Below are 19966 nucleotides of genomic sequence, written 5' to 3' on the forward strand. Positions count from 1 at the left end.
TGACAGAGCCGCGGCGGGGTTCTCATCATCATGGAATCCAACTTCGGCTAACACGAGTTAGGCTCGCCGATGACCGACTCGCTCCTCTCCCGACGGGCCCTGATGCGCTACGGCGCGTACGGCGCCGGAGCCGCCGCTCTCGCCGGTGTCGCGGCCGGCTGGGATCGCCTCACCGGCGCCGACATCCCCGGCCGCGACGACGGCTCGCTCGTCATCGCGACCCTGGGCTCCGCCTTCAACCCCGAGGCACAACGCGCCCTGCGCGACGGATTCCGCGAGGTCCACCCCGACATCAGGATCCGCATCAACCCCGTACAGGCCTATGACTGGTCGGACTTCTTCTCCAAGATCCTCACCCAGATCGCCGCGGGCACGGCACCCGACCTCGTGTACGTCGCCACCGAGGGCGTGCAGCTCTTCGCCCAGCGGCTCGGCGTACCGCTGGACAGGTGGGCGAAGCGGGACGCGGCCGAGCTGCGCACGTACTTCGCCGACGTCCATCCCTCGCTGGTCGAGTCGATGATGTACGAGGGGAGCCTCCACCAGCTGCCGGTCGAGTTCAACGCGGCCGACATGTACCTCAACAGCCGGGTCCTCGCACGCGCGGGTGCCGACCTCCCCGACGACGACTGGACCCGCGACGACTTCACCACGCTGCTGCGCGCGATGAAACGCAGCAACGGCGACCGGTTCACCCCGTACTTCTGGACCAACCGGCTGTGGGGCGGAGTGGTCCCCTGGCTCTTCGCCAACGACACCAACCTCCTCACCGAGTCCAAGGCCCCCGGCGGCGACTGGCTCTGGAACTCCTTCTATCCCGAGGCACAGCGGCGCGGCCGGGGCGGCGGCTACCGGTGGACGACACCCCTGGCCGACTCCGACCGCGTCGCGGAGGTCTACGACTACCTCTCCTCCCTCGTCCAGGAGGACCTGTGCACCCGGCCGGAGGGCGGCGACGGCCGCAACCTCGTCGGCGTCTTCTCCACCGGCCGCGTCGGTGTCACGCCCGCGGGCGGCTTCTGGGCGGGCGGCCTGCAGCAGGCGGGCATGAAACCGGCCGACTACGACGTGCGGTACTTCCCGCGTTGGCGTACCCGCCGTCACCAGTTCGGCGCCGCCGGGTACGCGATGCTGCGCACGTCGAAGATGCGGGACGAGGCCTGGGAGTTCATCAAGTACACCGCCCGCAAGGACGTGATGACCCAGCTCTTCGCGGCCAACCAGACCACTCCGGCCCGCCGCTCCATGGTCGACGAGGCCCGCTACCGGGAGACAGGACCGGCCCACTGGCAGGTCTTCTACGACACCCTCGACAAGATCCCCACCACCGGCCCGATCCCGGCCCCGCCGCAGGTCAACGAGGTCGAGCAGCTGCTGATCAAGCACACCGGAACCGCCCTTGCGAGCCCCGGCGCGGTGCGTCCCGCGCTGCGCCGGCTGCAGGGGGACCTGGAGAAGGCCATGGAGCGTGAAGTGTGACGAACACCGAGATCAGGCCCGTGGGGCCGGAGCCCGCCCGCACCCGCAGGAACCGCAGGAACCGCAGGAACCGCGGGACCGGTCAGACCCGTAGGGCATCCGGGTCCACGGCCGCCACCACCATCCGCACCCGGGGCACCCGCCTCCTCGCCGTACTGTTCCTCGCGCCCACCGTCGTCGGCATCGTCGTCTTCACGGTCGTACCGATCGTCGGCTCGGTCGTCCTCAGCCTCTTCCAGTGGGACGTGATCGACGACCCGCGGTGGGCCGGAGGGGCCAACTACCGTGAGATCCTGACCGATTCGACGGTCCTCATCTCCTTCCGCAACACGCTCGTCTTCATGGTGCTCGCGGTCGCACTCCAGTTGCTGATCGCACTCGTGCTGGCGATCGCGGTGAACGGCCGGATGCCCAAGTGGCTGCGGTCCGTGTTCCGTTCGGCGTTCTTCTTCCCGCTGGTGCTGTCCGCCGCGTCCATCTCTGTGGTGATGAAGTACCTGTTCAACCAGGACTTCGGCCCCGTGAACTGGCTCCTCGGCACGGTCGGTATCCCCTCGGTCCCCTGGCTGACCTCGGAAAACGGGGCGATGGCGGCCGTGGTCCTGGCGTACGTCTGGCAGCAGTTCGGCTTCTCCTTCCTGCTGTTCGTCGGCGGCCTGAACAACATCCCGAAAGAGGTGCACGAGGCGGCTTCGCTGGACGGCGCGAGCGGGGTGCGCAAACACCTCGCCATCACCCTGCCGCTGCTGTCGCCCACGCTGCTGGTGGCGTCCGTGGTCGGCATCATCAACGCCCTCCAGGTCTTCGAGCAGCCGTACGTCCTCACGGCGGGCGGTCCCGGCGACTCGACGCGCACGGTCGTGATGGTCATCTACGAGACGGCCTTCGAGCAGCTCCGCTTCGGTGAGGCGTCCGCCGTGGGCGTCCTGCTCTTCGCCCTGATCATGGCGGTCACCGCACTCCAGTTCCGGCTCAGCCGGCGTTACGTCCACTACCAGTGAGCCGGGTGAGTCAGATGAGTACGAGTTCCCTCTCGGGTTCGGTATCGGGTTCGGCAGCGGGTTCGATGCCGGGTCCCCGCACGAGCCCCACCGCGTCACGCGTACGGCACGGCCTGGCGCCCTGGGGCCGGATCGCAGGCCTGGCGCTGTGCGCCCTGTTGACGCTCGGCCCGGTCATCTGGACGGTGTCGACGTCACTCCGCACGCCGGCGGAGTCCTTCGACCTGCCGCCGAAGATCATCCCCACGGACCCCACCGTCGACGCCTACCGCGGGGTCTTCGACCAGATCGACGTCTGGCTGTACGCCCTGAACTCCACCCTGGTGACCGCGCTGATCGCGGCCGGCCAGATGATCACCGCGGGCCTGGCCGGCTATGCCTTCGCCCGTCTCGAATTCCGCTTCAAGAAGTCGCTGTTCGCGCTGGTCCTGGCCACGATGATGGTGCCGTTGCAGGTCACGATGGTCCCGGTCTTCCTGGAACTGAAGACGATGGGTCTGACCGACACCCTGCTCGGCCTCATCGTCCCGGCCTTCCCGACGGCCTTCGGCACCTTCCTGATGCGCCAGTACTTCCTGGGCATGCCGAAGGACCTGGGCGAGGCGGCGATGATCGACGGCGCGGGTCCGTGGCGCGTCTTCCGGTCGGTGTACGCCCCCTTGGCGGCCCCCGGTCTCGCCATCGTCGGCGTGCTGGCCTTCAACTACCACTGGAACGAGTTCTTCCGGCCGCTGATCCTCGAAACCTCCACCGAGAACCTCACGCTGCCCCTGGGCCTGGTCTCCCTCCAGGGCAACCTCGGCACCGGCTCGATCTCCGTCGTCCTCGCCGGAGTCGTCCTCTCCATGATCCCCGCCGTCGCCGTGTTCGTCGTCGGCCAGCGCCCTCTGCGCGAGGGCATCACATCCGCAGGAGTCAATCGTTGAGTTCCGTGAGCCGGTCGACCGACGCCGACAGCCCGCGTTTCAGGGTCCGCCCGCCGGCCAACTGGATGAACGACCCGAACGGCCCGTTCCGCTGGGGCGATCGATACCACCTCTTCTACCAGCACAACCCCGACGCCCCCGTGCACACGAACGTTCACTGGGGCCACGCCTCCAGCCCCGACCTCGCCCACTGGGACGACCACGGGATCGCCCTGCGCCCCACGCCCGACGGCCCGGACGAGGCGGGCTGCTGGTCCGGCTGCGTGGTGGACGACGGTGGTGTACCGACAGCGGTGTACTCCGGGATCGACCACGACCACCAGGGCCTGAGCGCGATCTGTCTCGCCGTGGCCGAGGACGACGGCCTCCAGAAGTGGAAGCAACTGCCGGTGCCGGTGGTCGCCGGCCCACCACCCGGCCTGGACGTGACGATGTTCCGGGACCCTTTCGTCTTCCGCTTCGCCGGACGCCGCTGGGCGCTGATGGGCGCCGGCCACGCCGACGGCACGCCGTCCGTCCTGGTGTACGACTGTGAGGACCTGTACGACTGGCGGTTCGCCGGGGTCCTGCTGGACGGCCGGGACCCGGCGGCGGCCCGCGCCTTCGGCAAGCGGGCGATCGGCTGGGAGTGCCCGCAGTTGTGGGCGACCCCCGGGGGCGACTGGGTGCTGGCGGTGGCCCTGTGGGACGGCGACCCGCTGAGCACCGCGTACGCCACGGGCCGTCTGGTGGAGCAGGCGGACGGTGGACCGAGGTTCGCGGCGGGTACGGGCGGCGGCCCGCTGGACCTCGGCCGTGACTTCTACGCCCCCTCCGTCCTCCAGGACACGGAGTCCGGCCGCGCCCTGCTCTGGGGCTGGTCCTGGGAGTCCCGCCCGCCCGAGGAGGTGGACCGCGCGGGCTGGTCCGGCGTCCTCACGGCACCCCGGGTGATGGACACCCACGAGGACGGCACGCTACGGGTCGTACCGGCTCCGGAGCTCGAACTACTGCGAGCGGCCGTCCCGTTCACGGCCGCACCAGGAACGCACCGGCCACTCCCCCTCGCGTACGACCTGCTGGTGACTGCCCGTTCAGCGACGACCGTGAGTCTGCTGCGGGCCGCGTCCGGGGCCGAACTGACCGTGCGACTCGACCCGGCGTCCGGCTCGGTGACCCTGGACCGCACGGCCTGGCCACGCTCCCGCCCGGACGGCACGGCCCCGCTGGTCCTGCCGACCCCGCCGGGCGAGACCCTCACCGTACGGATCCTCGTGGACGGCTCCCTGCTGGAACTGTTCGCGGGTGACCGGGCGACGGCGACGGAACGGGTGTACCGACGGGACGACGACATCGCGGAGCTGACCGTGCCGGGGACGGACGTCGAGGTCACGGGCTGGGAGCTGGTCCCACCGAACCCCGCGTGACGACGGGGCACTCCAGCCGCCGGGTGGTGACCGGCGGCGCGGTCCCGCTGTCGATGGCGTCCAGGAGCAGGCGGACGGCCGTCTCTCCCATCGCGCGATGGGGCAGAGCGACCGTGGTGAGGGGCGGGGTGAGGAAAGCCGCCATGTGTTCCTGGTCGTCATAGCCGACGACGGACAGCTCGGCGGGCACGTCGAGGCCCAGGCGCGCGGCGGCGTGGAGGACGCCCGCGGCGACCCGGTCGTTGTAACAGACGATCCCCGTGGGCCGCCGGTGGGCGGGAACACCGTCCAGCAGCCGCAGCGCGCCCTGGTACCCGGCGGCGATCTCCCCTCCTGTCCGCAGGATCCAGTCCTTCTCGGCGGTCAGCCCCACCGTCCGCAGCACGTCCCGGAAGCCGCGCAGCCGCTCCGCGGTCGCGATGTCGTCCAGACCGCCCACCAGGGCGACACGGCGGTGGCCCGCGTCGATCAGGACGCGCGCGGCGCTGCGGCCACCGGCCCGCTCGGCGGGGATGACGGCCGGGAGGGAGCCGTCCTCGGGGAGACAGTTGGCGAGCACGGCGAACGTGCGGTGCAGCCCTTCCGGGACTCGGGCGCGGCGCAACGACAGCGCCGCGTAGATGATCCCGTCGACCCTCCGGTCGAGCAGTTCGGCGACAGCCGCGTCCTCGGCGACCGGGTCCTGACCGGAGTCGACGGTGAGCACCAGGTGCTCACTGCTCCACGCCATGTCCATGGCCCCGCGCAGCAGCCGCCCGGCGAACGGTGAGGTGGCGATCTCGTCCGTGACCAGACCGATCACGGCGGTACGGCTCCGGCGCAGGCCACGGGCGACCGCGTTCGGCCGGTAGCCGAGCTGTTCGGCCGCCTTGCGGATCTTCTCCTGCGTCTCGGCGGAGAGGTTGCCCTGGGCACGGCCGTTGAAGACGAAGGACACGGCCGTGTGCGACACCCCGGCAAGCCGGGCGACATCCCTCGAGGTCGCCCGCTCGGCCCCGCCACCCCGCGTCTTCTCGACCCCGCCCATGCCTCGTCCCCGCCGCCTGTGCCTGATCAGGCACAGCCTACCCGCGGGAGATGTCGCGGAGCCCGCCGCCGCAGACCTCGGCACGCCGGGGTGCAGGTCGCCGTGCGCCCGTGGACGTCCGACCGCCGTCCCTCGCGGCTGCCGGCACACATGGACGTGCTGATCGGTCGGTAGCCGACGTCAGTCGGCCGACGGCCCGGCCAGGGCGTCGACGAGGCTGAGGAGCCCTCCCAATGCCGGTGCGGCGTTCGCCGACCGGTGGGCCAGGGCGAGGTCCACGGTGGGCATGGGTGCGGTCACGTGTTTGAGCCGCACCCCTGGAATGCGCAGCGCACGAGCACGTCCCTCGGGCACCGGGGCGATGCCGGTGCCCGCGGCGACGCTGAGGAGGAGTTGCTCGTCGTCGGGTTCTTCCCGCACGATGCGCGGCCCGCCGTCGGGCCACAGCTGCCGGGAGATCAGGTCGTGCATTCCGGGGGCGTTCTCGCGCGGCCAGAGAATCACGGGTTCGGCGGCGATGCGCCCGCGGGTGAGCCTGCGTTCGCGGGCGAGCGGATGACCCGCGGGGACGGCCACCAGGAGTTCCTCGCGGGCGATGTGCCGGAACTCCAGGCCCGCATCGTCCAGCGGGGGCCGTACGAAGGCGGCATCCAGCCTCCCGGCCAGCAGCTCGGTGATGTTGTGCGCCGTCCACCCTGTCCGTATGACGAGATCCACGTCCGGATGGAGGGCACGGAACGCGGCGATGAGGGCGTCGACGTGCCCGCCGCGGGCGGACCGGGTGAGGGCCAGGCGCAGCTGCCCCTGCCGCCCGCCGACGGCCGCACGGATCCGTTCCTGCGCCGCGGCCGCGTGGGCCAGCAGTTCGCCGGCTTCGCGGGCCACGACCTCCCCGACGACGGTCAGCCGGCAGCCCCGGCTGTTGCGTTCGAGTAGCTGGGCGCCGATGTCCCTTTCCAGCGCTCTGATCTGCTGGCTCAGGGCAGGCTGGGCGATGTGCAGCCGGTGCGCGGCCCGCGTGAAGTTCAACTCCTCGGCCAGCACGAGGAAATACCGCAGCCGCCGCAAGTCCATCCTCAACTATAAGCAGTTCTTATGGCATTGCGCATGACTGGTCTTGGACAGGTCGTCAACTCCGCGCCGACAGTGGGAAACACGCGGTTCGGCGATCAAGGGGGGGGAAGCATGAGCGACAGGTTCGACGCGGTCGTTGTCGGCGCCGGGATCATCGGGCTCACCACCGCACTTCGCCTGCAGCAGACCGGTGCCCGCGTCGCCGTGGTCGCGGCCGAGCCGTCGATCGTGACGACGTCCTCCGTCGCGGCGGCCGTCTGGTATCCGACCCGTACACGGTTCGAGGCGCGCGTCCTGGGGTGGGCCACTGACACCTACGACGAGTTCGCCCGCCAGGCAGCGAACGGGGTGCCCGGCGTGGTCATGCGCCCCACCCGGATGCTGCTGCGTGACCCGGCCCATGACGTCCCCTGGTGGGCCGCGGCCCTTCCCGGCCTCCGGGCCCTGCGGAGGGACGAAGTCCAGGCCCCCTTCACCGGAGGCTGGGCGTTCACCGTTCCGTCCGTGGAGATGTCCCGCTATCTGCCCTGGCTCCAGCAGAGCCTGTGCTCGGCAGGCGGCACGCTGATCCATCGCCGTATCGACGCCCTGGAACAGGCGGGCGTATGGGCTCCCACGGTGGTGAACGCCTCCGGCCTGGGCGCCCGCGCCCTGTGCGGTGACACCGAAGTGCAGCCGGTGCGAGGGCAGTTGGTCCTCGTCGCCAACCCCGGTCTGCACACGTCCGTGCGCGACGAGGACAACGCCGACGGCTACACCTACGTCCACCCTCGCAGCACGGACATCGTCCTCGGCGGCACCTTCGAGATCGGCGAGTGGGACACCACGCCGTCCCCGGCCACCGCCGCCGCCATCCTGCGCCGCTGCACCGAACTGCTGCCGGAACTGGCCGGCGTACCGGTCCTCGGTCACCGGGTGGGCCTGCGGCCGTATCGAGAGGGCGGCGTCCGCCTGGAGGCCGACCCGGACCCTCACGGCCAGGTACGGCGGCTGGTGCACAACTACGGCCATGGAGGCGCCGGAGTCACCCTTGCGTGGGGCTGCGCGGACGCCGCAACCGCCCTTGTCTGCGCGGCCGTTCGGCCGGGATGAGCCCTGCCGCTCGCAGCTGCCCTTCGTGCGGGCCCACACGTACCCCCGGTACCGCGGCCCGTCAGACCCCCTCGGTCACCGTCATCCAGCGCCACTGGGTGAACTGCTCCAGATTGGCGGTGCCGCCGATGCGGGAGCCGTTGCCCGATGCTCCCATCCCGCCGAAGGGGGCGTTCGCGGCGTCCTTGGCGGAGACGTCGTTGAGGTGCACCATGCCGGTGCGCAACCGCTCGGCGATGACCGCGGCCCGCGGCACCGAGCGGGAGTGCACGGCCGCCGTCAGGCCGTATGCGGTGTCGTTGGCGATCTCGACGGCCTCCGTGTCGGTACGGAAGGCGACGACAGGGGCGACCGGCCCGAAGATCTCCTCGGTGAAGGCGGGCATGGTCCGCTCGACGTGGTCCAGGACGGTGGGCGGGTAGAACAGCCCGTCGCGGCGTCCGCCGGCCAGCACCCGTGCCCCGGCGGCCACGCTCGCGTCCACGATGCGTTCGATGTTCGCGGCCTGGCGCTCGCTGATCACAGGACCGAGGGCCACACCCTCCTCGCGGGGGTCGCCGACCCGCAGCGCGTTGGCCTGACCGATCAGTGCCTCGGTGTACGGCTCCACGATGTCGGCGTGCACCAGATGACGTCCGGCGGCGACGCAGGCCTGCCCCTGATAGCCGAAGGAACTCATCGCCCCGGCCGCCGCGGCGGCGTCGATGTCCGCGTCGTCGAGCACGACGATCGAGTTCTTGCCGCCCAGTTCCAGGGCCACCCGCTTGAGCCCGTCGCCCGCGGCGCGGGCGACCGCCCGTCCCGCCTCGGTGGAGCCGGTGAACACGACCATGGCGACGTGGGGATCGGCCACGACCGCCGCACCGGTGCCGGGTCCTCCGGGCAGGACGTGGAGCAGCCCTTCGGGCAGTCCGGCTTCCTCGAACAGCCGCGCCACGACGACGCCGCCGGACACCGGTGTGTGGGGATCGGGTTTGAGCAGGACGGCGTTGCCCAGCGCGAGGGCGGGCGCGAGGGCCCGCATGGCGAACAGCAGGGGGGCGTTCCAGGGGTTGATGACACCGACCACGCCCAGCGGCACCCGCCACGCGTAACTGGCCGGGCCGGGTGTCGGCGGGCTCAGGATCTCGCCGCGAGGCAGCGAGGCGAGCCCGGCGGCCTGCGCCAGCTGGCTGAGTCCGGCCGCGATCTCGTAGTCGCCCTTCGCCGGGACGCCCCCGGACTCCCTGACGATCCACTCGCGGACGGCCCCGCTGTGGTCACGCAGTGCCCGAGCGGCGCGGAGCAGGACCTCGGCGCGCTCCTGGGGTGCCGTCTCGGCCCAGGCCCGCTGAGCCCGGGCGGCCAGGGCCCCGGCCCGGTCGACATCCGCGGGCGCCGCCACACCCACCTCCGCCAGCCGCTCTCCCGTGGCGGGTTCGTTCACCGGCTGAGTCCCGCCCCCGGACTGCCGCCAGCCGCCGCTGTAGATCTTCCCGGTCCAATCGGCCGCGTCCGGCCACGTCCCCTCGCTGGTGGCAGTCATGGCAGGACCCCCATCATCGATGCATTGGTAGCCTTTTGGGACTTATGACCTCGTTAAGCTTATATGTTCAACCACTTCCCCGTCGGTTGCTCGCGGCCGGTCCGGGACGCACGGTGGAAAGACCGAGGTGAGGGCCGATGAACGTGATGACGGGTTCTGAAGCCGCCGACGACGACCGGGTGGCGCGGCAGCCGGAGGACCCCGTCGACGAGTCGGCCACGGCCAGAGCCACGGTGGATCCGAACGGCATCGTGACCGGGTGGAGCGAGGGCGCACGGCGGCTGCTCGGATACCGGTCCGCGGAGGTCATCGGCCGGCCCGCGGCGCCGTTGCTCGCCGGGGAGCCGCCCTCCGAGGCGCTGCGCTCCCTGCACACGCTGCCGAGGTGGAACGGGGCGGCGACTCTCCTGCACTCGGACGGCCACCACCTCACGGTGAACCTGCTGGCCCACCGCCGGGAACCCCACTCCGAAGACGACGGGGGCGGCGAGTGGCTCCTGGTCTCCCCCCTGGCCCGGCCGTCGCCGCCCCTCCAGGACGACGCGCTGCTGAGGTGGGCGTTCACCCAGTCCCCGGCCACGTCGGCGCTCTACGACACCGGCCTGCGGCTGCGCCGGGCGAACGCGGACATGGAGCGGGTGATCGGCCTGCCCGAAGCGGCGATGCAGGGGCTTCGGGTGTCGGAGATCGTGGTCGACTCGGAGGGCGACCGGACGGAACAGTGCATGCGGCGGGCGCTGGAGACCGGAGAACAGCAGCATCTTCAGCAGGTCCTGCGCCTGGCGGGCCACGCGAGCGAGAGCATCTGGTCGACGTCGCTCACCCCCGTGAAGGACGCCGGCGGAACGGTACGGGGCGTGCTCCTTTCCGCCTACGACGTGACCGAGGAGCACCTGGCCCGACGGCGTCTGGCCCTGCTCAACGAGGCCAGTATCCGCATCGGCAGCACCCTGGACCTGGCCCGGACCGCGCAGGAACTGGCCGACGTCGCCATCCCGCACCTCGCGGACTTCGTCACCGTCGACCTGCTTCCCGCCATCGAGGGCGGCGACGACCCAATCGCCAGCTCGCCGCCCAGCCCGGTCATGCTGCGCCGTGTCGCCTACCAGTCGGTCCTGGAGGGCTGCCCCGAGGTCGTGGTGGAGCGCGGAACAGTGGCCGCCTACCCGGACGAGTCGACCGCGGCCAGGTGCCTGAGCACCGGCCGACCGCTGATCGAGGACGTGACCGCTTCCGCTATGGACCGGGTGGCGAGCCAGACCCCGGACCGAGCCGAGCGGATGCGGCGCTACGGCTTCCACTCGGTGCTGGCCGTGCCGATGCGCGCCCGCGGCATCACCCTCGGCGTGGCGACGTTCTCCCGCCACCGGCGCCCGGAACCCTTCGAGCGGGACGACCTGCTCCTCGGCGAAGAGATCACCGCCAGGGCCGCCGTCTGCATCGACAACGCCCGCCGCTACGACCGTGAGCGCCGCACCTCCCTCACCCTGCAGAGCAGTCTCCTGCCGCAACGGCTGCCCCCGCAGGCCGCCGTCGACGTCGCCTCCCGCTACCTGCCCACCAGTGCGCAGGCCGGCGTCGGCGGCGACTGGTTCGACGTGATCCCGTTGTCCGGCGCCCGGGTCGCGCTCGTCGTCGGCGACGTCGTCGGCCACGGCATCCAGGCCTCGGCCACCATGGGACGGCTGCGCACCGCCGTACGCACCCTCGCCGATGTCGACCTCCCGCCCGACGAGCTGCTGACCCACCTGGACGACCTGGTCATCCATCTGTCCGCCGAGGCCGAAAGCACAGCCGGCACCGTCGGCGACATCGGCGCGACCTGTCTGTACGCCGTCTACGACCCGGTCTCCCGGCGCTGCACCCTGGCTCGCGCGGGCCACCCCGTACCCGCGGTGGCGACCCCGGACGGCGCCGTGGAGTTTCCCGACATCCCCGCGGGTCCGCCGCTGGGGCTCGGCGGCCTGCCCTTCGAAGCCACCGAGATCGAACTGCCCGAAGGCAGCCTCCTCGCGCTGTACACCGACGGTCTCGTCGAGGACCGTGGCCGCGACATCGACGAAGGCCTCGACGCGCTGCGCGAGGTGCTGGCCCGGCCGGCCGCGTCCTTGGAGACCACCTGCGACACCGTGATCCAGACGCTTCTCCCCGACCGCCCCGCCGACGATGTGGCGCTGCTGATAGCCCGCACCCGCGCCCTGGACGCGGCACATGTCGCCACCTGGGACGTGCCGGCCGATCCCGCAGCGGTCGCCGACACCCGTAAGAACACCCGTCGGCAGCTGGCCGCCTGGGGCCTGGACGAGGCCGCCTTCGTCACCGAACTGGTCGTCAGCGAACTCGTCACCAACGCCATCCGCTACGGCGGCGCCCCCATCCAGCTCCGGCTCATCCGGGACCGCAACCTCATCTGCGAAGTCTCCGACGCCAGCAGCACCACCCCCCACCTGCGCCGTGCCCGCACCTTCGACGAAGGCGGCCGCGGCCTGCTCCTCGTCGCCCAGCTCACCCAGGGCTGGGGCACCCGCCAGACGTACGACGGCAAGACGATCTGGGCCGAACAGGCCCTCCCCACGGCCTGAAAGCACCGTGCAATCTTCTGTTGAATTCTGTCCGGAACATTGCCCGACCGCGTGGGCGCCTGTAGCACGGTGTGCGGAGTTGTTCCCTCCGCCACCCCTGTAACACCGGGAGCACGTATGTCCCAGTCCACACGGAGCCGTGCACCCAGACTGGGCGCCGTGGTCCTCACCGCACTTGCGCTCCTGCTGTCCCCCACGGCGAAGGCCGGGGCCGCCGACACGGCCACCACCGCCACCACCACCGTCACGGTGGACGACGCCGTCCAGGGAAGCGGCCGGGACCAGTTCGACTACCACGGCTCCGGCTGGGGGCATGCGAGCGGAGAGGGCGCACCCGCCAATCCCTACGAGGGCACCAACAGTTGGACCGAAACCACCGGCGAGTCGGTCGACTTCGCCTTCACCGGCACCCAGCTCACCTTCCGCGCGATCACCGACCCCGGCCATGGCATCGGCGCCGTCTCCGTCGACGGCGGCACCCCCGTCGACGTCGACCTCTACAGCGCCACCCGCACCGGTGACGTCCCCGTGTGGACCAGCCCCACGCTGCCCGACGGCCCGCACACCTTCACGCTCACGTCGACCGGCCGGAAGAACGCCGCTTCCAGCGGCACCGCGTTGGCCGTCGACCGGATCGACTTCGTCGGTGAGGCACCCGTTCCGGGCAAGACCGACGTCGCCGTGGACGGTGCCGGCACAGGCCGCACCTTCGACGGCATCGGCGCCATCAGCGGCGGCGGAGGCAACTCACGGCTGCTCATCAACTACCCCGAGCCGCAGCGCAGCCGGATCCTGGACTACCTCTTCAAGCCCGGCTACGGCGCCGCCCTGCAGATGCTCAAGGTGGAGATCGGCGGCGACACCAACTCCACCGACGGGTCCGAGCCCAGCATCGAGCACACGAAGGGAACCGTGCACTGCGACAGCGGTTACGAGTGGTGGCTGATGGAGCAGGCCAAGAAGCGCAACCCGCACATCAAGCTGTACGGCCTCGCCTGGGGCGCCCCCGGCTGGATCGGCAACACGGACAACTCCCCCGGCGGCGGCGACTTCTGGTCCCAGGACATGATCGACTACCTGACCAGCTGGCTGGGCTGCGCCCGCCAGCACGGCCTGGACATCGACTACCTGGGCGGCTGGAACGAGCGCGGCTACGACATCGGCTGGTACGAGAAGCTGCACGCGACGCTCGCCGCCAAGCACCTCCCGATACAGATCGTCGGGGCCGACTCGGGCCTGGACGTCGCGGACGACATCGCCTCCAACCCGGACTTCGCCAAGTCCGTCGACGTCGTCGGCGTCCACTACCCCTGCGAGGGCGGCGACGGCGGCAGCGCCAACACCTGCCCCAGCTCGGCCACCGCCCAGGCGACCGGCAAGCCCCTGTGGGCCAGCGAGAACGGCTCCCTGGACGAGAACACCGGCGCCGGCGCCCTGATCCGCTCCATCACCCGCGGCTACCTCGACGGCAAGTTCACCGCGTACCTCAACTGGCCGCTGCTGGCCGCGATCTACCCCAACCTGCCCTACGACACGGTCGGCCTCGCGGTGGCGAACCAGCCCTGGTCCGGGGCGTACGACATCGGCACCAGCCTCTGGACGACGGCCCAGGTCACCCAAGTCACCCAGCCCGGCTGGAAGTTCGTCGACAAGGCGAGCGGCTACCTCGGCGGGGACCGCGTCAACGGCAGCTACGTCACCCTGAAGGCGCCGGACAACTCGGCGTACAGCACCATCCTGGAGACCTCCACCGCGAGCGCCTCCCAGACCGCCGACTTCACGGTCAGCGGCGGACTGCCGACCGGCAAGGTGCACATCTGGGCCACCGACCTCAAGTCCGCCGGCACCTCCGGCGCTTTCGTGCACACCGGTGACGTGACCCCCAAGGACGGGCACTTCAGCGTCACCCTCAAGCCCGGTTACGTCTACTCCCTGACCACCACCACCGGCCAGGGCAAGGGCAGCGCCGTCAGCCCGAAGCAGGGCCACCTCGCGCTCCCCTACAGCGACTCGTTCGAGCAGAAGACCCCCGGGCGGGAGGCGAAGTACCTGTCCGACATGCAGGGTTCCTTCGAGATCGCGCCGTGCAAGGGCGGACGCTCCGGCCAGTGTGTCCGGCAGATGGCCGCGCAGCAGCCCATCGAGTGGCAGGACGACAGCGACGCGTTCGCCCTCCTCGGCGACGTCGACTGGAAGAACTACACGGTCAGTTCGGACGTCTACCTGGAGCAGTCCGGCACGGTCGAACTCATGGGCCGGGCGGGCGACCAGCAGCGGCCGCAGTCCCACCAGGCGGGCTACTTCCTGCGAGTCGCCGACACCGGTAAGTGGTCGGTGGTCAAGAGCGACACCAGCGGCCGGCTGGCCACACTCGCCGACGGCACCACCCGGGCACTGGGCACCCGCAGCTGGCACAAACTGGCCCTGAGCTTCAGCGGCACCACGATCACCGCGAGCGTCGACGGCAAGCAGGTCGGCGCGGTGGACGACTCCGCGTACGCCTCCGGGCAGGTCGGCATCGGCGTGGTCGGCTACCAGACCGACGAGTTCGACAACCTCAGCATCACCCCCGTGAAGCAGGCCGCCGAAGCCCCGGCCACACTCGCCGCCGACCTCCCGGCGACCATCCACCGGGGCGAGTCGGCAACCCTCAAGACCACCTTCACCGTCCCGGCCTCGGGCGACGCCGCCACCGGCCTCACCCTGCGGCCCGGTGCCCCGGACGGCTGGACGGTCGCCGCCACCACACCGACGACCTTCGCGAAGGTCACCCCGGGCCACTCGGTCACCGCGAGCTGGACCGTCACCGCCCCCACGGCCGCCGCCACCCCTGTCTCGGTCACCTTCTCGCCGCTCGCCACCTACGTCCGCGGCGGCGTGCAGCACTGGACGTACGGCACCGCGAAGACCGAGGTGCCGATCCCGCCGCCCACCGGCAGCCCCTACCTGAGCGACCTGTCGTTCGTCTCCAGCAGCAACGGCTGGGGCCCGGTGGAACGCGACTCCTCCAATGGCGAGCAGGCGGCAGGCGACGGACTGCCGATCACGATCCGCGGCACCGTCCACGCCAAGGGGCTGGGCACCCACACCGACAGCGACGTGGCGTTCTTCCTCGGCGGCAACTGCAGCCGGTTCACCGCCACCGTCGGCATCGACGACGAGGTCGCCCCGTACGGCTCGGCCACCTTCTCCGTGACCGCGGACGGCCGGACGCTGACCACGACCCCCGTGCTCACCGGCACCTCACAGCCCCTGCCCCTGGACCTCGACGTCACCGGTGCCCAGCAACTGCACCTCGTGATCGCGGACGGCGGCGACGGCAACGCCCACGATCACGCGGACTGGGCCGACGCCCGGCTCGACTGCGCGGGGTAGAGCGGGGCAGCACGGTGTCCTCGTACGGGACCCCGTCCGTCTGCCTGCTCTTGTCGATCGCTTGCCGAGTATGCAGATACTCGGCAAGCGATCCGACGTATCTGTCCGTCGGTTCCATGCTCGGCACTCCTTGTCGGTTGGTTCCTGTCCTTGCGGTCCCTGCGTGGTCCCTGCCACCCCCTGAATCCCCGCGCGCAGCGTTTGCTTTACCGGCCGTGCGAGGCTCCGCCTCTTCACGGAAGCGTTGGAACCACTGCGGGCCCTATGTCCGCTTGTCCCGGTCCGGGCGTACCAGCAGCCCGCGTTCCAGGGCCACGACCACCGCGTGCGTACGGTCGCTGACGTCGAGCTTGGCGAAGACGCGCAGGAGGTGGGTCTTCACCGTGGCCTCCCCGATGACCAGGCGCTTGCCGATGTCGGCGTTGGACAGGCCGTCGGCGACCGCGTTCAGGACGTCCAGTTCCCGGCCGGTCAGGGACACGGGGGCGGGCCGCCGTATGCGTGCGACGAGGCGTTCGGCGACCTTGGGGGCCAGCACCGTCTCGCCCCGGGCGGCGGACCTGATCGCGTCGACGAGTTGCTCGCGCGTGGTGTCCTTGAGGAGGTAGCCGATGGCGCCGGCCTCGACGGCGCGCTCGATCTCCACATCCGTGTCGTACGTGGTGAGGATGAGCACCCGGGTCGGCGCCTTGCCGGCCACGATCTCCGCGGTCGCGGCGACGCCGTCGAGGACGGGCATCCGCAGGTCGATGAGCGCCAGGTCGGGAGCCAGAGCCTCGACGAGTTCGACGGCCTCCCTGCCGTTGCCCGCCTCGCCGACGATGGCGACGGTGGGCTCGTCGGCCAGGAGGGCGACGACTCCCGCGCGCATCACCGTGTGGTCGTCCACCACGATCACACGGATTCTGTCCTGCTCCGCCGCGGTCGTCTCATCGGCTGCGGCCTGGTCGGTCAGCTCGGCCATGTCAGTCCTGACTGTTCGTGGGGATCATCGCGAGGACGCGGGTTCCGTCGCCGACGGAGCTGGTGACGGCCAGGTCACCGTCGAGCTCGGCCAGCCGTTTGCGCATTCCGACGAGGCCGAAGCCTTTGGCTTCGTCGACCACGAAGCCCCGGCCGTCGTCGGTTATTTCGAGTTCGACGCCGTGCGGGTGGCGGGTCAGGACGACCCCCACCGTGGTGGCGGCCGCGTGCTTGCGCACATTGGCGAGGGATTCCTGGGTGCAGCGCAACAGCGCGATGCGCGTCGTCTGGTCGCAGTCGACGTCCGCCAGTTCAGTGGTGACGGAGAGCCCGGTGTCCTGGGCGAACCGGTCCACGGTCCTGCGCAACGTCGTGGCCACCGAGCCCGCGGCGACACCGCTCTGCGGGGCCGATCCGACGAGCACCCGCGCCTCGGCGAAGTTCTCGCGTGCGGTCTGCGCGATCGAAAGCAGCTGCTGGTCACACTTCTCGGCGTCCGTGGCGATGGCGGAACGGGCCGCTTCCGCGAGGACGATGATGGAAGCGAATCCCTGGGCGAGTGTGTCGTGGATCTCGCGGGCGATGCGTTCGCGTTCGGCCGCCGCCCCCTGCCGCTGGTGGGCCTCCGCCAACTCCCGCTGCGCGTTGTCCAGTTCGGCGGCCAGCTGCTCGGTGCGTGCGTTGTGCTGTGCGATGAAGCGGTGCAGCCAGAGGCCGAGGGCAACGCCCGCCGCATAGGCGACGACCGTGAACACGTTGTTCCCGGTGAGGAATTGAGGGCTCCAGCCCTGTCGCAGGGTGCCGCCGAACACGGTGGTCGCCGCACCGAGGCCGCTGAGGACGATCGAGGGACGCGGGCCGCGTACGAAGATCCAGAAGTGCGGAAGGGAGACGACGTAGAAGGCGGCGGCACCTCCCAGCAGGTAGGAGATGCCTCCCATGACGAGCGAGAGCAGTACGAGGAACATATTGGGGCGCAGCACGGGGTTGCGCGGCAGGGCGAGGACGATCGCGTAGCAAAGGGCGATCAGGACCAGCAGGCCCAACGACCAGTACTTCTTCGCCTCCTGCGCGTCCAGTACGGCGACGGCCGTGGGCAGCAGGCCGAGAAGGACCCAGGAGATGGTGTTCCAGAGGTGCAACGTGCCTGACGGGTAAGGGTCGTTGGGCGGCCGCTCGGTCATTGGCTCAGCTTACTTTTTGCAGGGCGGAGGAGGCCGGGATCGGGCTCTGGGCCTTGCGGATTCCGCGTGACGGCCACCAGTTGGCCTCACCGAGCAGCAGCATGAGCGCCGGAAGGATCAGCATCCGGATGACGAAGGCGTCGAGCAGTACGGCGATCGTCAGGCTGAAGCCGATCTGCTTCATCTCGATCAGGTGCAGGGCGGCGAAACTGGCGAACACGGTCACCATCACGACCGCCGCGCTGGTGACCACGCCGGCCGAACTGCCGATGCCGTCGATCACGGCCTTGCGGGTGGGCACCCCGTTCAGGGCGGCCTCCCGCACCCGGCTGATCACGAACACCTGGTAGTCCATGGACAGGCCGAAGAGGATGACGAACAGGAACAGCGGGACGCGGGAGCCGATCGAACCGGTGGAGTCGAAGTCGAGCAGCCCCTCGGCCCACGTGTGCTGGAAGACCAGGACCAGCACACCGAGGGAGGCGGCGGCCGAGAGCAGGTTGAGCAGGATGCCGACCACACCGAGGACCAGCGAGCGGAACGCCCACACCGTCATGACGAAGGTGACGAGCAGCAGAGCACCGATGATCAGCGGCAGCTTCTGCTCCTGGTGCGTGGGGTAGTCGGTGTACCGGGCGACGTCTCCGGTCACCGCGGTCTCGGCGCCGGCCACCTTGCCGACGGTCTTCGGTACGAAGGTGTCGCGGATGTCCCTGAGGGACGACTGGGCCTGGTCGGTGCTCACGTAGTACGGCACCTGAAGCTGGAGCATGCTGATCCGCCGGTCCGGCGAGGTGGACAGCTTGGAGGTTCCGCTCAGCCGCGGGTCGTTCTTCACGTCCGCCGCGAGTTCGCGCAGGGCGGCGGTCACCTCGGGCGAGCGGTCGGTGTCCGCGCGTACGACGATCTGGTGCATGGACTTCAGCTCGGGAAATGCCGCGTTGAGACGGTCGTAGGTCTGCATGGCGACAATGGAGCGCGAGTGTGTCTCACGACCCATGTCGGTCAGCTTCAAGCCGAGCACCGGGGCCGCCAGGGCGAGCATGGCGAGGACGGTGACGGTCAGGACGGCGGCGGGGTGCTTGCGGACGGGGCGCAGTACCGCGGAGGTGAGGCGGCCGGGGCCGGTCTTGGGCTGCTTCGTGGGCCGTACGGCCTGACCGCGCTTCGCCGCCCGGGCCTCCTTGCGCACCGCCCGGCGCTCCGCTCGCCGGCCGAGCGTGGCGAGCAGGGCGGGTAGTACGGTCAGCGAGCTGAGCACGGCGACCAGGGTGACGACGATCGCGCCGGTGGCGATCGAGGAGAAGATCACGTCGTCCGCGAGGAACAGAGTGGCGCTGGAGACGGCGACGGCGAGGCCGGAGAGCACCACCGCGCGTCCCGAGGTGGCTGCGGCCAGCTCCACGACGGCCTGCGGGCTGAGGCGGCCGCCCGACCTGGCCCGCTCCTCCCGTTCCCGCTTGAGGTAGAAGAGGGTGTAGTCGACGCCGACGGCCAGACCGATCAGCAGGATCACGTTGGTGCCGATGCCCGCGTCCGGGAAGACGTGTGACGCCAGCATCGACAGGCCGATGGCCGCCGCGATCGAGGAGAGCGCGAGCAGCAGCGGTACGAGCGCCATCACGACGGAGCTGAAGACCAGCAGCAGGGTGATCAGCGTGACCGGCAGCGCGATCACCTCCGTACGGGACAGGTCGTCGCCGCGCAGCTTGTCGACGCCCTTGCTGATCGAGGGGGACCCGGTCTCCTCCACCCGCAGCCCGGGGTTGGCCTTCTGGACCTCGGCGGTCTGGGCGAGCAGCGCGTCGACGTGCTTCTTGCCCTCCAGCTCCGGGCCTTTCATGGTGACGTCGACCCGTACGGCGGTTGTGTTCGCCGCACGCACCGGGGCGGCCACCGAACGCACCTCAGGAAGCCCCCGCATCCGCTCGGCGACGTCCTTGGCGGCGGCGTCGGCCGCGGTCAGGTCGAGCGGGCCGGTCCCGGGGCGCGCGGTGATCAGGACGCGTTCGACGGGACGCTGCTGCAGTCCGCCCTCGGCGGCCATCGCCTCCGCCCGGCCCGCCTCACCGATGCGGAAGTCCTCCGTGGTGGCCGGGTTGCCTCCGACCGTGATGCCCACGCCCAGGCAGAGAACCACGAACAGAAGCCAGCAGACGATCGCGCGCCACGGGTGTCCGGCGCTCCAACGAGCCATGCGTACAGGGAGATTCCTCATGTCGTCCATGCTGGTCGGCGGCGGGTTCGCGCCGACAGCCTCGACAGGTTGAACCTCGGGTCCACCGACTGGTGGACCCGGCCGGACCGGGCCGCCCGAACGGCTGTCCTCCGC

General features: G+C 70.7%; 13 protein-coding genes. 7 read left to right on the top strand and 6 right to left on the bottom strand.

Annotated elements, in window-relative coordinates:
- Nucleotides 1-69: 69 nt before the first annotated feature.
- The 4 genes from RNB18_RS25900 (at nt 70) to RNB18_RS25915 (ending at nt 4812) form a co-directional block, all read left to right on the top strand.
- The gene (locus RNB18_RS25900) at nt 70-1479 is read left to right on the top strand and encodes an ABC transporter substrate-binding protein (protein WP_311716519.1); all 1410 of its coding nucleotides are present in this window, start codon (nt 70-72) and stop codon (nt 1477-1479) included.
- On the top strand, nt 1476-2480 hold the full coding sequence (locus RNB18_RS25905; RefSeq protein ID WP_311716520.1) for a carbohydrate ABC transporter permease: 1005 nt from the start codon (nt 1476-1478) through the stop codon (nt 2478-2480). Before RNB18_RS25900 ends, RNB18_RS25905 begins: the two co-directional genes overlap by 4 nt.
- Before the next feature lie 65 nt (nt 2481-2545).
- Nucleotides 2546-3406: a carbohydrate ABC transporter permease gene (locus RNB18_RS25910; protein WP_311716714.1), complete on the top strand. Its 861-nt coding sequence runs from the start codon at nt 2546-2548 to the stop codon at nt 3404-3406.
- Nucleotides 3407-3411: 5 nt separating this feature from the next.
- Nucleotides 3412-4812: a glycoside hydrolase family 32 protein gene (locus RNB18_RS25915; RefSeq protein ID WP_311716715.1), complete on the top strand. Its 1401-nt coding sequence runs from the start codon at nt 3412-3414 to the stop codon at nt 4810-4812.
- Here the strand turns inward: RNB18_RS25915 and RNB18_RS25920 are convergent.
- Both RNB18_RS25920 and RNB18_RS25925 read right to left on the bottom strand, forming a co-directional pair.
- On the bottom strand, nt 4775-5839 hold the full coding sequence (locus RNB18_RS25920; protein ID WP_311716521.1) for a LacI family DNA-binding transcriptional regulator: 1065 nt from the start codon (nt 5837-5839) through the stop codon (nt 4775-4777). The genes RNB18_RS25915 and RNB18_RS25920 overlap by 38 nt on opposite strands.
- Before the next feature lie 180 nt (nt 5840-6019).
- The gene (locus RNB18_RS25925; RefSeq protein WP_311716522.1) at nt 6020-6913 is read right to left on the bottom strand and encodes a LysR family transcriptional regulator; all 894 of its coding nucleotides are present in this window, start codon (nt 6911-6913) and stop codon (nt 6020-6022) included.
- A 111-nt stretch (nt 6914-7024) separates the two neighbouring features.
- On the opposite strand from RNB18_RS25925, the gene RNB18_RS25930 reads away from it, so the two are divergent.
- A complete protein-coding gene (locus RNB18_RS25930; RefSeq protein ID WP_311716523.1) occupies nt 7025-8005 on the top strand; it encodes an FAD-dependent oxidoreductase in 981 nt (326 codons plus the stop codon).
- A gap of 61 nt (nt 8006-8066) precedes the next feature.
- Here the strand turns inward: RNB18_RS25930 and RNB18_RS25935 are convergent, their stop codons facing one another.
- On the bottom strand, nt 8067-9530 hold the full coding sequence (locus RNB18_RS25935) for a benzaldehyde dehydrogenase (RefSeq protein WP_311716524.1): 1464 nt from the start codon (nt 9528-9530) through the stop codon (nt 8067-8069).
- A 137-nt stretch (nt 9531-9667) separates the two neighbouring features.
- On the opposite strand from RNB18_RS25935, the gene RNB18_RS25940 reads away from it, so the two are divergent.
- Nucleotides 9668-12112 carry a SpoIIE family protein phosphatase gene (locus RNB18_RS25940; protein ID WP_311716525.1) on the top strand — a complete coding sequence of 815 codons (2445 nt, stop codon included), beginning with the start codon at nt 9668-9670 and terminating at the stop codon, nt 12110-12112.
- Nucleotides 12113-12229: 117 nt separating this feature from the next.
- Entirely contained in the window at nt 12230-15487 is a 3258-nt protein-coding gene (locus tag RNB18_RS25945) for an NPCBM/NEW2 domain-containing protein (protein WP_311716526.1), read from the top strand.
- A gap of 262 nt (nt 15488-15749) precedes the next feature.
- On the opposite strand, the gene RNB18_RS25950 is transcribed toward RNB18_RS25945, so the two are convergent.
- Genes RNB18_RS25950 through RNB18_RS25960 form a run of 3 tightly spaced genes read right to left on the bottom strand, consistent with a single transcriptional unit; the run spans nt 15750 to nt 19852 of the window.
- Nucleotides 15750-16451 carry a response regulator transcription factor gene (locus RNB18_RS25950; protein WP_311716527.1) on the bottom strand — a complete coding sequence of 234 codons (702 nt, stop codon included), beginning with the start codon at nt 16449-16451 and terminating at the stop codon, nt 15750-15752.
- 1 nt (nt 16452) lies between these two features.
- A complete protein-coding gene (locus RNB18_RS25955) occupies nt 16453-17634 on the bottom strand; it encodes a sensor histidine kinase (RefSeq protein ID WP_311716528.1) in 1182 nt (393 codons plus the stop codon).
- Between the two features lie 4 nt (nt 17635-17638).
- Nucleotides 17639-19852, bottom strand: a complete 2214-nt coding sequence (locus tag RNB18_RS25960) for an MMPL family transporter (RefSeq protein WP_311716529.1) — start codon at nt 19850-19852, stop codon at nt 17639-17641.
- Nucleotides 19853-19966: the final 114 nt, after the last annotated feature.

Origin of the sequence: Streptomyces doebereineriae, assembly GCF_031845645.1 — a bacterium.
In the GTDB taxonomy this organism is placed as follows: domain Bacteria; phylum Actinomycetota; class Actinomycetes; order Streptomycetales; family Streptomycetaceae; genus Streptomyces; species Streptomyces canus.